Source organism: Burkholderia sp. 22PA0099 (assembly GCF_047497165.1).
Taxonomy (GTDB): domain Bacteria; phylum Pseudomonadota; class Gammaproteobacteria; order Burkholderiales; family Burkholderiaceae; genus Burkholderia.
Genome location: NZ_CP163164.1, coordinates 3206902 through 3223705 on the forward strand (window position 1 = coordinate 3206902; position 16804 = coordinate 3223705).

The 16804-nt window shown below is 70.8% G+C and carries 2 protein-coding genes; both read right to left on the reverse strand.

The window, feature by feature from the left end; all coding sequences use genetic code 11:
- Window positions 1-94: 94 nt before the first annotated feature.
- Window positions 95-8251: an amino acid adenylation domain-containing protein gene (locus tag AB4851_RS14120; RefSeq protein WP_414447724.1), complete on the reverse strand. Its 8157-nt coding sequence runs from the start codon at window positions 8249-8251 to the stop codon at window positions 95-97.
- An 8-nt stretch (window positions 8252-8259) separates the two neighbouring features.
- A complete protein-coding gene (locus AB4851_RS14125; RefSeq protein ID WP_414447725.1) occupies window positions 8260-16731 on the reverse strand; it encodes an amino acid adenylation domain-containing protein in 8472 nt (2823 codons plus the stop codon).
- Window positions 16732-16804: the final 73 nt, after the last annotated feature.

Genomic DNA, 16804 nt, shown 5'->3' on the forward strand with positions numbered 1-16804 from the left:
GCGCGCAAGTAAACACGCCGCCCCGGGTGACCAGGGGCGGCGATGCAAGGCGACCATCGAGGCCGCCGTCAGGCAATCGTCAGCGCCGCCGCGCTCACAAGCCCGCGAGGATGTCGTTCAGCTCGGCGGCGATGTCGGCGTCGCTGGATGCCGGCGCGCGCAAGGCGTCGACCGATTCGGCCAACGCGGCCAGCGGCGGGTTGCGCATCAGATCGACCAGCGCCACCTCCGCGCCGAGCTTGGCGCGGATCGCCGACTGCGCCTGCATGGCCGCCAGCGAATGGCCGCCCAGCTCGAAGAAGCGATCGGTGCGCCGCACCGGCGTGACGCCCAGCAGCGTCGACCAGATGCCGGCCAGCGCCGTCTCGGTCTCGCCCACCGGCCACGCCTCGTCGCCGTCCGCCGCCTGCGCGGCCGGCTCGGGCAGCGCACGACGATCGATCTTGCCGTTCGGATTCAGCGGCAGCGCGTCGAGCACCACCACGGCGGCCGGCACCATGTAGTCGGGCAAGCGCCCCGCCAACGAGGCGCGCAGCGCCGATCCCGCCAACGCCACGCCAGCGGCCGGAGCGACATAGGCCAGCACGCGCAGCCCGCCCGGGCCGTCGCGCGTGATCACCGCCGCCTCGCGCACGCGCGCATCCTGCAACAGCACCGATTCGATCTCGCCCAGTTCGATCCGGAAACCGCGAATCTTGACCTGATGATCGGCGCGGCCCAGATAAGCGAGCGACCCGTCGTCGTGCCAGCGCACGATGTCCCCGGTGCGATAGAGCCGCGCGCCGGGCGTGGCCGCGAACGGGTCGGCCACGAAGCGCTCGGCCGTCAGGCCCGGACGGTCGTGATAGCCGCGCGCCAGCAGCGGCCCGCCGATGCACAGCTCGCCCGCCGCGCCGAGCGGCGCGAGGTTGCCGTGCGCATCGAGCACGGCCAGCGTGCGGCCCGGCAGCGGGCCGCCGAGCGGGATCTGCGCGGGAACGTCGCGGCCCGCATCGCGCAGCAGCGCGCCGCAATCGAAACGCGTGGCGGTGACGGTCGCCTCGCTCGGCCCGTAGGTGTTGGCCAGCGTCACGCCGCTCAAGCCGGCCGCGCGCCAGGCGCGCACGCCGTCGGCCGGCATCGCCTCGCCGCCGGCATGCACGCAGCGCAGCGTCGCCAGCGCCTGCCGCGCCTCGGGCCGCGCCGCGAAATCCTGCGCGAGCGCGTTCCAGTAGGCGGTGGTCAGGTCGGCCACGGTGATCCGCTCGCGCGCCACCTCGTCGACGAAACGGCCGGTGCTCCACAGCTCCGGCCCGCGCACGATCAGCGCCGCGCCGGACGCCAGCGCCGGGAAAACCTGCTCGACGAAGCCGTCGAAATTGAACGTCGAGAACTGCAACACGCGATCGGTCTCGCCAATGCCGAACATGTCGATCGACACCTCGGTATGCCGTGCCAGCGCGTCGTGCGTGATGCCGACGCCCTTCGGCCGCCCGGTCGAGCCGGACGTGTAGATCAGGTAGGCCAAATGCTCGCCCCGCACCTCGCAGGCCGGCGCGACGGCCGGATGGCCGCTGGTTTCGGCGGCCAGCGCGGCGATGTCGAGCGCGGGCACCGGCAGCCGGCCGCGATCGTCCGCACCGGCGTGTTCGGTCAGCGCCAGCGCGATGCCGCTGTCCTCGATCATCATCGCCAGCCGCTCGGCCGGGTACGACGGATCGAGCGGCACGTAGGCGCCGCCGGCCTTCAGCACGCCGAGGATCGCCACGATCATGCCGAGCGAACGCTCGATGGCGATCCCCACCCGCACGTCGGGGCCGACGCCGGCCGCGCGCAACGCATGCGCGATGCGGTTGGCGCGCGCCTCGAGCTTGCCGTAGTCGAGCGTTTCGCCATCGTGCACCAGCGCCGTGGCGTGGGGCCGGCGCGCGGCCTGCGCCGCGATGCGCCGATGCACGGGCGGCAACGCGGGTGCGTCGGCGCCCTGCCCCCAGGCCGCCAGTTGCGCGCGTTCGGCGTGCGGCAGCGGGTCGAGCGCGCCGAGCGGCGTGGCGGCATCGGCAGCGAACGCGTCGAGCAGCGCGCCGAACTGCGCGGCCAGCCGTTCGATCTGCGCCTGCGTGAACAGGTCGCCCGCATAGGCGAATTCGATATCGAGCTGCCCGGCGTCGCCCTGGGCCTTATCACCCGACACGCCCACCTCGCCCGGCGCGGCCGCGTGCGCGGCGCGGCCCTGCGTGACCGACAGCGTCAGCGGATAGCTGGTGCGATCCTCGTTGCGCAGCCCGGAGAAGCGCAGGCCGTGCGGCGAGGCGTCGTCGAGGATCGCGTCGACCGGATAGTTCTCGAACACCAGCAGCGTGTCGAACATCGGCTGGCCGCCTTCGATGCCGGCGCGGCGCTGGATATCGGCCAGCGGCAGGTGCTCGTGCTCGCGCGCGGCCACGCCGTCGCGCTGCACGGCGGCGAGCCATTCGCCCACGCGCATCGACGGCGCGGGCGTGCCGATCACCGGAATCGTGTTGATGAACAGGCCGAGCATGCGATCCGCGCCCGGCAGCGAATCGGGACGCCCGGCCACGGTCGCGCCGAACGTCACGGTGCGCTGCCCCGTATAGCGTTGCAGCAGCACCAGCCAGGCGGCCTGCACCAGCGCGCTCAGCGTGGCGCGCTGGGCGCGGGCGAACGCGGCGAGGCGCGCGGTGCGCGGCGCATCGCAACGCAAGTGCACGATGCCGTGGCGCGCCGCGAGCGCAGCCACTGGCGCGGGCAGCGCGTGGGTCAGCAGGCTCGGGCCGTCGAGGCGGGCCGTTTGCGCCTGCCACCAGGCGTCGCTGGCCTCGCGCGGCTGCGCGGCCAGCCAGCCGACGAAGCGGCGGTAGCGCGGCGGCGCATCGGTGGCCGCCGGGGCCGCGCCGCCGTAGATCGCCAGTACTTCGGCCAGCAACTGCGCGGCGCTCCAGCCGTCGAGCAACACGTGATGGAAGGTCCAGACCACGTGATGACGGGTATCTCCGGTGCGCAGCAGCGTGACGCGCCAGAGCGGCGGCGCGGCCAGATCGAAGCCGCGCGCGAGATCGTCGGCGCTGAAGCGGTCGAGCCGGTCGGCCAGCGCTGCGGGCGAACCGCCCGCCTCGTCGCGCAGGTCCAGCGCCGCGAACGGCGTGGCCACGGTGCGCGCCACCCATTGGCGCGGCTGGTCGTCGAACGCCAGCACGCCGGTGCGCAACATCTCGTGACGCTGCGCGACCGCCGCCCAGGCGGCTTCGAAACGCACCGGGTCGAGGCCGTCGGCATCGACCCGCAATTGATTCACATACGCATGCTGCTGCGCGCCGAGCAGGCTGTGGAACACGATGCCGGCCTGCATCGGCGCGAGCGGATACAGGTCGGCCAGCTCGGCCGCCGCCACCGGCAGCGCGTCGAGACGCGCCTGATCGATGGCCGCGAGCGGCACGTCGGACGGCGTCAGCCCGGCCGCGCCGCTCGTGCAGTGCGCGAGCACGGCCAGCAGTTCGGCGTGCAGGCTGGCGGCCAGCGCATCGAGCGCAGCCGCGTCGAAGCGGTCGCCGCCCGGATGGCGCAGCGCGATCGACAACGCGCCGTCGCGGATCTGCGCGGCGATGTCGAGCGCATGGCTCGGTGCGTTGCCTGCGCCGACGGCCCGGCCGCCGCGCTCGGCGGCGAGACGCCAGGCATCGCCGCCATCGCCGGCACTCGTCAACGCACCATCGAACTGGCCCAGGTAGTTGAACAGCACGTCGGCCGCACCGACGGCAGCCAGCGCGGCGCGCGCCTCGGCGTCGCCCGCGTAACGCAACATGCCGAAGCTGGCCCCGCCGTGCGGCAGGTTGCGGCGCGCTTCCTTGACGCGCTTGATCGCCGCGCCGATCTCGCCGGCCGGCGCAAGCGCCAGCGGATGAATGCTCGTGAACCAGCCGACCGTGCGGCTCAGGTCGGCCTCGCCCACCGGCGCGTCGCGGCCGTGGCCTTCCACGTCGATGCGCAACGCCTCGCGCCCCGCGAACGCGCACAGCGCGCGGCCCGTCGCCACCAGCAGCAGGTCGGCCAGTTGCGTGCGATAAGCGGCGCAGGCCGGCTGTTGCAGGCGGCGCGTGGTGTCGGAGTCGAGCGTGATGGAGGCTGTGTGCGGGACGGCGGGCGTGGCAGAAGCGTCTGCGGGCAACGCTGCATCGGCCGCGCCGACCGTAATGGGCGCCGTATGCGATACGGCAGATGCGGCTGGTGCGCTGACAGCGCCCGCGGGCAACGCCGCATCGGCCGCGCCGGCCGCAATGGACGCCGTGTGCGATACGGCAGGCACGGCCGGTGCACCGACCACGCTTGCAGGCAACGCCGCATCGAACGCGCCGATCGCGAGCCAGTCACCGAGGCTCGCCGCCACGTCGGCACGGCGGGCTGCCTCATGCACGCGCCGCGCGAAGCCGGGGTACGACAGCGTCGGCGCGGGCAGCGCCACCGGCTCACCCGCACCGAGTTGACGGTAAGCCCGATGCAGGTCGCCAAGCAGAATGCGCCACGACACGGTATCGACGGCCAGATGGTGGATCGCGATCGCGATGCGCCAGCTTCCGTCGCTGACGCCCAGCACGAGCGCGCGCAGCAGCGGGCCGTGTTCGATGTCGAGCGTGCTTTGAATCGCATCGCAGGCGGCGTCGATGGCGTCCGGCGCGACGCCGGTTTGCGTCGCGACGAGCGGCGCGGCGTCGAGCGCGCCGATCCGCTGCCGCCATGCGTTCGCGGCGGCATCGTGCGCGAAGCGCAGACGCAGCGCCGGATGCGCCGCCGCCACGGCGTGCAAGGCCTGGTCGAGACGCGCCGCATCGGGCGCGGTGTCGAGATGCAGCAGCACCGATTGGTTCCAGTGATTCCGGTTCGCCAATGGCTGCGCGAGGAACCATGCCTGCACCGGCATCAGCGCGACCGGCGCGCCGTCCGCGATGGCGGCGGCTTCCTCGGCCTCGTCGGCAGCGGCGCGTTGCGCATCCGCGTCGCGGCCGTCCATCGGCTGTGCGACGGCCGCTAGTTCGGCGATCGTCGCTTGCTCGAAGATTTGACGCGCGGTCAGCACGTAGCCGGCTTGCCGGGCGCGCGCGACGATCTGCAAGGCCAGGATCGAATCGCCGCCCAGTTCGAAGAAATCGTCGCGGCGGCCGACGCGCGCGCCGCGCAGCAGCGCGGACCAGATCGCGGCCAGTTCGGTTTCCGCGCCGTCTTGCGGTGCTTCGTAGTTCGCGGCGGCTTCCGTGTCGGTTTCCGGTAGCGGCAGCGCGCGACGGTCCACCTTGCCGTTCGGGTTCAGCGGCAATGCCGCCAAAGCGAGGATGCGCCACGGCACCATATAGTCGGGCAAGCGTGCGGCCAGTGCGGTGCGCAAGTTGGCCGTATCGGGTTGGTCGCCCGTCACGTAGGCGACGAGACGGCCTTCGTGCGCGATGACGACCGCCTCGCGCACGGCGGCATCGGCCGTCAACGCCGCTTCGATTTCACCAAGCTCGATGCGCAGGCCGCGGATCTTGACTTGATGGTCGATCCGACCGAGGTAATCGATAGCGCCATCGGTGCGCCAACGTGCGAGGTCGCCCGTGCGATAAAGGCGCGCGCCCGGAGCGTCCGCAAACGGATCGGGCACGAAGCGGTCAGCCGTCAAATCGGGACGGCCCAGATAACCGCGCGCAAGGCCCGCGCCACCGAGATACAACTCGCCAGGCACACCGGGCGGCACGGGATTCAACCGCGCGTCGAGTACCCATGTTTGCGTCGCTGCAATCGGACGGCCGATCGGCACGGGCCGGCCAGCTTCGTCGATGCAAGTCCACGCCGTGACGTCGATGGCTGCTTCGGTCGGGCCGTAGAGGTTGTGCAGCGCCACGCCCGGCAGCACCGCCGCCGTGCGCGTGCTCAAGTCGGCGGGCAATGCCTCGCCGCTGCAAACGATACGCTTGAGCGTCGCGCCGCAGGAAGCCGCCGTGTCGCTCGCCATGAACGCCTGCAGCATCGACGGCACGAAATGCAGTGTCGTGACGCGATGCGCGACGATCGTCTGCGCGAGTTCGGCCGGATCGCGATGCGCGCCCGGCGCGGCAATCGCCAAACGTGCGCCCACCATCAACGGCCAGAAGAACTCCCAGACGGAAACGTCGAAGCTGAACGGTGTTTTCTGCAACACCGTTTCGCCGCGTTGCAAGCCGTATTCGCGCTGCATCCAGATCAGGCGATTTGAAAGGCCGTCGTGGCTGTTACCAACGCCCTTCGGGCGGCCGGTCGAACCGGACGTGAAGATCACGTAGGCCAGGTTCGTGCCGTGCAGCTTGACGTTCGGATTCGTAGCCGGGAACGCCGAGCTTTCCGACAGATCGAGCGTTTCCAGATCGACGCGCTCAACCCCGTCACACGCAGGCAGCGCCACGTCACGCTGCGCGAGCAACAACGCGATGCCGCTGTCGTCGATCATCGCGGCAATCCGATCGGCCGGATAAGACGGATCGAGCGGCACATACGCCGCACCGGCCTTCATGATTGCGTAAAGCGCGATCACCAGTTCGAGCGACCGCTCGGCCGAAACGCCGACACGCGACTCCGCACCCACGCCGCGCGACCGCAACCAATGCGCCAGACGATTCGCGCGATCATTCAGTTCTGCATAAGTCAGTGCGTCAGAACCCAAAACCAGCGCCTCGTCATCGGGATGCGCCGCTGCATGACGCTCGAACGCATGAAACACCGGCTCGATCTCGTCGTACTGCGTACGATTCCGGCTCCACGCATCGAGCGTCGCGCGCTCGGCCTCGCCGGTCAGCGCGATATCGGCGATCCGCGCCGTCAACGGCCCTTGCGCGATGGCCTCGACGCAGCGCAGATAATGCGCGGCGAATCGCTCGATCGTCGCCGCATCGAACAACTCTCGCGCGTAGGTCCATTCAATCGTGATCGCCCCATCCACCGCTTCCTGCGTGTTGAGCATCAACTCGAACTGCGCCATCGTGGTCGGCAGCGGATGCGGCTCGATATGCAGCCCCGGCAGCGTGTCGAGCATGCGCCAGTCGCGGCGCTGGTGATTGAACATCACCTGGAACAGCGGGCTGTGGCTCAGGCTGCGCTCGGGGCGCAGCGCTTCCACCAGCGCGTCGAACGGCAATTCCTGATGCGCCTGCGCGCCCACCGTCGTATCACGCAAGCGGCCGAGCAGATCGCCGAGCGTCTCGTCGCCGTCGAAGCTCGCGCGCATCACCTGCGTGTTGACGAAAAAGCCGATCAGGCCTTCCGTCTCGACGCGGTTGCGGTTCGCCACCGGCACGCCCACGCGGATGTCGTCCTGCCCCGTGTAACGATGCAGCAGCGCCTGGAACGCCGCCAGCAGCAGCATGAACGGCGTGACCGACTGCTGCTGCGCGCAGGCCTTGATCGCCTGCGACAGCGACGCGGGCAGGTCCAGCGCATGGCGCCCGGCCGTGTAGTCGCCGTGCGAATTGCGCAGGCCGTCCATCGGCAGCGCCAGCACCGGATGCGAATCGCCGAGCGTCGCCTTCCAGTAAGCCAATTGCCGCTCGCGCTCGCCCACTTCGAGCCAGTCGCGCTGCCATGCGGCGTAGTCGGCGTACTGGATCGGCAACGCGGCCAACTGCGCCGGCTCGCCAAGCACACGCGCGCGGTAATGCGCCACCAGTTCGCCGAGCAGCACCTGCACCGACCAACCATCGGACACGATGTGATGCATCGACACGGCCAGCAGATGTCGCCCCTCGCCTGCATCCCGATACAGCGCCGCGCGCAGCAACGGGCCGGCCGACAGGTCGAACGGCGCGTCGGCCAACGCACGCGCGGCCGCTTCGAGCGCATCGCTCGCCACCGTTTCCTCGCACCAGTCGATCGAGGCGGCTTCATCGACGAAGGCCTCGACCTCGCCGGCTGCATTCGCGACGAAGCGCGTGCGCAGCACCGCATGACGCGCGACGATCGCCGCGAACGCCTCGCGCAGCGCCGCGCCGTCCACCTCGCCCGTCAGCCACAGGCCGCCCGACACGTGATACGCGCGGCTGTCCGGCGAAAGTTGCGCGAGCACCCATTGACGCCGCTGCGCGTACGACACCGGCACCGCGTGGGTCTCGTGGGTCTCGCGCGAGCGCGGCAGGATCGGGAACTGCGCGACGCTCACGCCTTCCGCCTGCATCTTTTCCCAGAACAGACGGCGCTTGTCGGGCGTCAGGTCGATGAAGCGGGCGGCGATGCGGGCGGCCGTGGTCTTGTCCATGAATGCGTTCAAAGCGTGTCCATAAAGAGATCGAGGCTGTTCAGGGCGTCCGCGCCCTGCTGCGCGTCGCGGCCGCGTGCGATGGCCTCGGCCTGCGCGGCAAGCGTGCGCGCGTCGAACAACTCCGCAAGCGGCAGGCTCGCGCCGAGGTCCAGGCCGATCCGCGCGTTCAGGCGCACGACCAGCAGCGAATGGCCGCCCAGCTCGAAGAAATCGTCGTGCCGCCCGACCCGCGACACGCCGAGCAGCGCGGCCCAGATCGCGGCGAGTTCGGTTTCCACGCCGTCCTGCGGCGCTTCGTAGTTCGTCGTGCCCATCGTGTCGGCTTCGGGCAGCGGCAGCGCGCGGCGGTCCACCTTGCCGTTCGGGTTCAGCGGCAATGCCGCCAAAGCGAGGATGCGCCACGGCACCATATAGTCGGGCAAGCGTGCGGCCAGTGCGGTGCGCAAGGCGGCGACGTCGGGTTGGTCGCCCGTCACGTAGGCGACGAGACGGCCTTCATGCGCAATGACGACCGCCTCGCGCACAGCCGCGTCCGCAGTCAATGCCGATTCGATTTCACCAAGCTCGATGCGCAGGCCGCGGATCTTGACTTGATGGTCGATTCGACCGAGGTAGTCGATAGCGCCATCGGTGCGCCAGCGCGCGAGATCGCCCGTGCGATAAAGGCGTGCGCCCGGAGCGTCCGCAAACGGATCGGGGACGAAACGATCGGCCGTCAAATCGGGGCGGCCCAGATAACCGCGTGCAAGGCCCGCGCCACCGAGATACAACTCGCCGGGCACGCCGGGCGGCACCGGATTCAGCCGCGCATCGAGCACCCAAGTTTGCGTCGCCGCAATCGGACGGCCGATCGGCACCGGGCGGCCGGCTTCATCAATGCAGGTCCACGCCGTGACGTCGATGGCCGCTTCGGTCGGGCCGTACAGGTTATGCAGCGCCACGCTCGGCAGCACAGCCGCCGTACGCGCGCTCAGATCGGCAGGCAAGGCCTCGCCGCTGCAAATGATGCGCTTGAGCGTCGCGCCGCAGGAAGCCGCCGCGTCGCTCGCCATGAACGCTTGCAACATCGACGGCACGAAATGCAGCGTCGTGACGCGATGCGCGACGATCGTCTGTGCGAGTTCGGCCGGATCGCGATGCGCCCCCGGTGCCGCAATTGCCAGACGTGCGCCCACCATCAACGGCCAGAAGAATTCCCAGACAGATACGTCGAAGCTGAACGGTGTTTTCTGCAACACCGTTTCGCCGCGTTGCAGGCCGTATTCGCGCTGCATCCAGATCAGGCGATTTGAGAGGCCGTCGTGGCTGTTGCCGACGCCCTTCGGGCGGCCGGTCGAACCGGACGTGAAGATCACATAGGCCAGGTTCGTGCCGTGCAGCTTGACGTTCGGATTCGTAGCCGGAAGCGACGAACCCGCCGACAGATCGAGCGTTTCCAGATCGACGCGCTCGACGTGTTCACACACCGGCAGCGCCACATCACGCTGCGCGAGCAACAACGCAATGCCGCTGTCGTCGATCATCGCGGCAATCCGGTCGGCCGGATAAGACGGATCGAGCGGCACATACGCTGCGCCGGCCTTCATGATCGCGTAGAGCGCAATCACCAACTCCAGCGACCGCTCGGCCGAAACGCCGACGCGCGACTCCGCACCCACACCACGCGACCGCAGCCAATGCGCCAGGCGGTTCGCCCGATCATTCAGTTCTGCATAAGTCAGCGCGTTCGAACCAAAAACCAGCGCCTCGTCATCGGGATGCGCCGCCGCATGACGCTCGAACGCATGAAACACCGGCTCGATCTCGTCATACCGCGTACGATTCCGGCTCCACGCATCGAGCGTCGCGCGCTCGGCCTCGTCGGTCAGCGCGAGATCGGCCACACGCGTCGCGAAACCCGACACCACGGCCTCGACGCAGCGGCGGTAATGGGCGGCGAACCGCGCAATGGTCGCCTCGTCGAACAACTCCCGCGCATAGCTGAACTCGAAGCTCACCGCGCCGTCCGCTTCCTCGCGCGTATCGAGCATCAGCTCGAACTGCGCGGCCGGTGCGGGCAACCGGCACGGCTCGATCGACAGGCCGGGCAAACCGTCCAGCACGCGCCAATCGCGACGCTGATGATTGAACATCACCTGGAACAGCGGGCTGTGGCTCAGGCTGCGCTCGGGGCGCAACGCTTCCACGAGCACGTCGAACGGCAGATCCTGGTGCGCTTGCGCGCCGGCCGTCGCATCGCGCAACCGGCCAAGCAGATCGCCCAGCGTCTCGCCGCCGTCGAAGCGCGCACGCATCACCTGCGTATTGACGAAGAAGCCGATCAGGCCGGCCGTCTCGACGCGATGGCGGTTCGCCACCGGCACGCCGACGCGAATATCGTCCTGCCCCGTGTAGCGATGCAGCAAGGCCTGGAACGCGGCCAGCAGCAGCATGAACGGCGTGGCCGAATGCTGCTGCGCGCAAGCCTTGACGGCCTGCGACAGCGACACCGGCAAGTTCACCGCATAACGCCCGGCCGTGTAGCCGCCCTGCGCGTTGCGCACGCCGTCCATCGGCAGCGCCAGCACCGGATGCGAATCGCCGAGCGTCGCCTTCCAGTAGGCCAGTTGCCGCTCGCGCTCGCCGGCAGCCAGCCAGTCGCGCTGCCACACGGCGTAGTCGGCGTACTGAATCGGCAACGCGGCCAACTGCGCCGCCTCGCCGAGCACGCGCGCGCGGTAATGCGCCACCAGTTCTTCGAGCAGCACCTGAACGGACCAGCCGTCCGACACGATGTGATGCATCGACACGGCCAGCAGATGCCGGCCCTCGCCCGCGTTCCGGTACAGCGCGGCGCGCAGCAGCGGGCCGGCCGACAGGTCGAACGGTTCGTCGGCCAGCGCGCGCGCGACGGTTTCGAGCGCATCGTTCGCCGCTGTTGCTTCGCGCCAGTCGATCGACACCGCGTCGTCGACATGCGCCTCCACCTCGCCCGCCGCATTGGCGACGAAGCGCGTGCGCAGCACCGCATGACGCGCGACGATCGCCGCGAACCCGTCACGCAACGCCGCGCCGTCCACCTCGCCCGTCAACCACAGGCCGCCCGACACGTGATACGCACGGCTCGCCGGGGCCAGTTGCCAGAGGAACCACAAACGCTGCTGCGCGAATGAAGCGAGCGAGCGCGAACGCGCGGCAGCGGGCAGGCTCGGAATCGGCGACGACTCGGCCGATGCGTCCGCCACCGATGCCGAACCGGAAACCGGCGCGTCGGCCAGCTTCGCAGGCGCAGGCGCAACCGCCGCCTTCGCCGCCGATTTCTCGGCCAGTTGCGCCAGCGTCAGGCGCTGGAACAACTGCTTCGGCGTGATCGTGATGCCGAGCTTGCGCGCCTTCGCGACGACCTTCAGGCCGAGCAGCGAATCGCCGCCCACTTCGAAGAAATTGCAATCGCGGCCGATACGCGCCAGTTCGATGCCGATCACATCGGCCCAGATCGCCGCGATGGCCTGTTCGGTTTCGCCGCGCGGCGCGTCGGCGGCTTGGATTTCGGCTTCGGCCGACGAGCCTTCCGGAGCTTCTCCCGAAGCCGGAGCGGCTGACGTAACCGACTGCGCCAGCCAATCCCCGAGCCGCGCACGCAGCGCCGCCCGGTCGAGCTTGCCGTTCGCATTGAGTGGCAACGCATCGAGCGCGATCGATTCGGCCGGCACCATGTAATCGGGCAGCAACCGCGCCGCCGCCTCGCGCAGCGCGGCGGCCTCCGGCCCGCCCGCAACGAACGCGGCCAGCCGCGTGCCGGCCGGCGTTTCATAGGCCAGCACGGCCGCGCCGCGCACGCCGTCGAGGGTTGCCAACACGCGCTCGACCTCGGCCGGCTCGACGCGGTAGCCGCGCACCTTGACCTGATCGTCGGCGCGGCCGCGGTAGTCGAGCAGGCCGTCCGCGCCGAGGCGCGCCAGGTCGCCGGTGCGGTACAGCCGCTCGCCGGCCAGGAACGGATCGGGCACGAAGCGTTCGGCCGTCAGCCCCGCGCGGCCGTGATAGCCGCGCGCCACGCCGGGGCCGCCGACGTAGAGTTCGCCGTCCTCGCCATCGGCCACCGGGTTCATGGCCGCATCGAGCAGATGCAGGCGCATGCCGGGCAGCGCGCGGCCGAGCGGCAGGTCGCGATCGGTTGCCGCACCGGCGGGCCAGGCGTGCATGGCGACGCCCACGGTGGTTTCGGTCGGGCCGTAGTGATTGAACACGCGGCAGTGCGGCGCCAGTGCGGCGACGCGCGCCAGCAGCGCGGCCGGGGTGCGCTCGCCGCCGACGATCAGCGCGTCGGCCGGCAGCACCTGCGCCGCTTGCGCGGCGGACAGCAACGCGGCCAGATGGCTCGGCACGATCTTCAGGACCCCGACGCGATGCGCGGCCATGTAGGCGGCGAACGCATCGGGCTGGAACACCAGATCGGGCGCGATCAGATGCAGCGTGCGGCCCGAGGCCAGTGCGCCGAACAGCGTCGTGTGGCCGAGGTCGGCCGCGGGCGTGGACACCATCGCGAACGACGATGCCGGCTGCGCATCGAGCGTGGCGAGCATGCCGGCCACGTAGTTGCCGAGCGCGCGATGCGTGATCACCACGCCCTTCGGCTCGCCGGTCGAACCCGACGTGTAGATCATGTAGGCCGCGCGATCGGCTTGATGTTGATGCGTACGCGGCAGGCTCGCAGTGGCGACGGTAGCGAGCGGCACGGCCTCGTAACGCAACGCCATCGGCACGGCGGCAGCCAGAGCGAGCCCATCCGGCAAGGCCACCGCATGCAGCAGCAGCGCCGCGCCACTGTCGGCCAGTTGCGCCGACAGGCGCGCGGCCGGCGCGCGCGGGTCGAGTGGCAGCCAGGTCGCGCCGGCCTTCAGCACGGCCAGCATGGCCAGCACATGCTCGACCGAACGCTCGGCCAGCACGGCGACGCGCGCCTCGGGGGCGATCCCCTGCGCCACGAGCCGTGCGGCCAGCGCATCGGCGGCCGCGTCGAGCGCGGCGTAGCTCACGTGCCGCTCGCCATCGGCCAGCGCGATCTGCGCGCCATCGCGCGCCACGCTCGCCGTCCACCGTGCGAGAAACCCTCCGTCGGCGGCGGCATCGGCCTGCGCCGCCGCCTCGGCCAGCACGCCGGCCAGCGGCGCGTCGGGTTCGGCCGCGAGCTTCGCCGCGAACGCCGTGAAGCACGCGCTCAGGCGAGCCACGGCGGCGGCATCGAACACCGCGTCGTCATAAGCCAGCAGGCAATCGATCGCATCGCCGCGATCGGTGAAATCGAGCGCGAGATCGAAGTGCGGCGTGTCGTTGAGCAGCACGCGCAGTTGCGCGCCGAGCGGTGCGAAACCGTGCGTGTCGAACGGCCGCTGCTCGGTCAGCTTGACCTGGAACAGCGCTTCGTCGCCGGTGACGCGGTTCGGCAGCAGCGCGCTCATCAGCCGGTCGAACGGCACGTCCTGATGTTCGTGCGCGGCCAGCACCGTCTCGCGCGCGGCATCGACCAGCGCCGCGAAGCCGCGCGCCGGGTCGATTCGCGTGCGCAGCACCTGCACGTTGATGAAATAGCCGATCAGCGCATGCGCTTCGGGGCGCGCGCGGCGCGACACCGGCGCGCCGACGCGGATGTCGTCGCGGCCGCTGACCTCGTGCAGCACCGCGTTCAGCACGGCCAGCATCGCCATGAACGGCGTGGCATGACGCTCGGCCGCGAGCCGCCGCAGCGCCGCCGCCGTCTCGCGCGGCAGCGTAAACGTCACGCCGCGCTGGGCGCCAGGCGTCGCGCACTCGCGCGGGAATAGCCGCGCGGCGGCGGCCGGATCGCCGTCGGCCGCGAGTTGCCTGCGCCAGTAATCGAGTTGACGCGCGATCGCGTTGTCGCCGAGCGCGGCGCGCTCCCAGGCGATGTAGTCGGTGTATTGCCAGGCCGGTGCGAGCGTCGGCGCCGCCCCGCCCGTGCGCGCCGCGTAGGCACGCGCCAGGGCGTCGAGCAGCACGTTGACGGACCAGCCGTCGGCCACGATGTGATGCAGCGCGATTAGCAAGCGATGCGAATCGTCAGCGGTGCGAACCAGATGCGCACGCAGCAGCGGCCCGGTTTCGAGATCGAACGGCGCGTGCGCGACCTCGCGCGTCAGGCGTTCGAGCGCGGCGGCCTGCGCGCCGGCTTCGAGCGTATCGAGCGCGGTCAGCGGCAGCGCGTGCGCGCGCTGTGCATCGACGATCTGCAACGCCTCGCCCTCGTCGCCCAATTCGAAGCGCGCGCGCAGCACGTCGTGCGCGGCCACCACGTCGTCGAGCGCGCGTTGCAGCGCGGTGGCGTCGAGCACGCCGTCGAGGCGCAATTCACCGCTCATGTTGTAGGCCGCGCTCGACGGCTCGTGCAGCCAGGTCAGCCACAGGCTGCGCTGCGCGTCGGAGGCCACGGCCACGCGGCGCGCGGCGGGGTCGAGCGGAGCGAACGAGGCCAGTGCCGCCAGCGATTGTGCGCCGCCGGCCGCGAGACGCTCGTCGATACGCGCGGCCGCTGCCCGCAGCGTCGGCGCGGTGAACACGTCGCGCGCCGAATAGTCGATCGCCCAGCGCGCCTGCACGGCCGCCGCGACCTGCACGGCGGCCAGCGAATTGCCGCCGAACGCGAAGAAGCTCGCGGCCGGATCGGGCGAAGCGGGCAGCGACGGCAGCGCCTCGCGCCACAACCCGGCCAGTTCCCGCTCCAGCTCGGAGCAGGCCGCGCCGCCCTCGGCCGCAGCCGGTTCATCGGAATCGTCCCGCTGCCCGTGCACGAGATACGCGTAGGCATCGAGCGAACGCGCCTGCCAGCCGCGCCCGCACGCGGCGCGCTGCACCTTGCCGCTCGACGTCTTCGGCAGGCCGCCCGGATTGAGCAGCACCACCACGGCGGCCGGTTCGCCGCAGGCTTGCGCCACGGCCTCGGTCAGCGCGGCGGCGATCGCCTCGGGCGCGGCCAGCTTCTGCATGTTGCGCGACACTTCGGCCGCGACGCCAATCCCCTCCTGGCCGTTCACCTCGACCGCGAACGCCGCCACGCGGCCACGCCGCACCAGTTCCACGTCGCGCTCGATCGCGAGTTCGAGATCCTGCGGATACAGGTTGCGGCCACGCACGATCAGCAGATCCTTGATGCGCCCGGCCACGAACAGTTCGCCGTCGTGCACGAAACCGAGATCGCCGGTGCGCAGCCAGGTCGCGCCGTCGCGCTCCACGAACGAGGCGGCCGTCGCGTCGGCGCGCCGCCAGTAGCCGGCGGCCACGCTCGGCCCGTGCACCAGGATCTCGCCGATGCCGCCGTCGTCCAGCACCGCGCCGCTGGCGCGATCGACGATGGCGATCGTATGGTGACTCGGCGCATGGCCGCACGACACGAGTGCAACACCAGACCCATCGGCCACCGCGCGCCCGCGTTCGAGCGCCTCGGCATCGAAGCCCGGCGCGCGCGCACCACGCCCGCGCCCGACGCCGCTGACGTACAGCGTCGCCTCGGCCAGCCCGTAGCACGGGAACAGCGCGTCGGCGTCGAAGCGTTGCGGCGCGAAGCGATCGACGAACGCATCGAGCGTGGCCTTGCGCACCGGCTCGGAACCGGAGAACGCGAGCCGCCAGCTCGACAGATCGAGCGCGGCGCGCGCCTCGTCGCCCACGCGGTCGGCGCACAGCCGGTACGAGAAATCGGGGCCGCCGGAGATCGTGCCGCGATGGCGCGCGATCGCCTCCAGCCAGCGCACCGGCCGCTCCAGGAAGAACTGCGGCGACATCAGCACCAGCGCAATCCCGCTGTAGACCGGTTGCGACAGCGTGCCGATCAGGCCCATGTCGTGATAAAGCGGCAGCCAGCTGACGAACACGTCCTCGGCCGTCACGCCGAGCCCTTCGCAGATCGCCACTTCGTTGGCCCACAGGCTGCCGTGCGTGACCATCACGCCCTTCGGCGTGGAGGTCGAACCGGACGTGTACTGCAGGAACGCGATGTCGGACGGCGCGGCACGATGCGGCGCGAAACCGGTCGCGTCCACCGCGCTGTGATCGAGCGCATCCATCTCGATGCACGCGGCGTTCGGGGCGATCTGCGCGAACGCGTCGCCGAGCTTGGCCGACAGCGCGGCGGTGGTCACCACGAACGCCGCATCGGCATCGGCGGCGATCGCGGCGAGCCGCGCCAGATGCTGGCCGCGCAACGATTCGGGCGGATAGACGGGCACCGCGATCGCGCCCGCGTAAAGGCAGCCGAAGAACGCGGCCACGTAGTCGATGCCGCTGTCCATCGCGAGCAACACGCGCGCGGCCTGGCCGCCCGCGCCGCGCTCGCGCAGCAGGACGGCCAGCGCCGTGGCGCGCCGGTCGAGCGCCGCGTAGTCGTAGCGCGTGTCGCCTTGCGCATCGACCGTCACCAGCGCGGTGTCCGCGGCTCGCTGCGCCGCCAGCGCGCGCAACCGTTCGATCATGTTCTCTGCCATTTCCCTACCTCGCCCTGCTGTCTTTCTCCGCCGCATCGCGGGCGGCGTTTCCGGGCACCGTGGCGCCCGGCCC

What these genes read in the sequence shown, in the direction of transcription:
- AB4851_RS14125 (WP_414447725.1), bottom strand. Translation starts at nt 16,731, where the DNA reads ATGGCAGAGAACATGATCGAACGGTTGCGCGCGCTGGCGGCGCAGCGA.
- AB4851_RS14120 (WP_414447724.1), bottom strand. Translation starts at nt 8,251, where the DNA reads ATGGACAAGACCACGGCCGCCCGCATCGCCGCCCGCTTCATCGACCTG.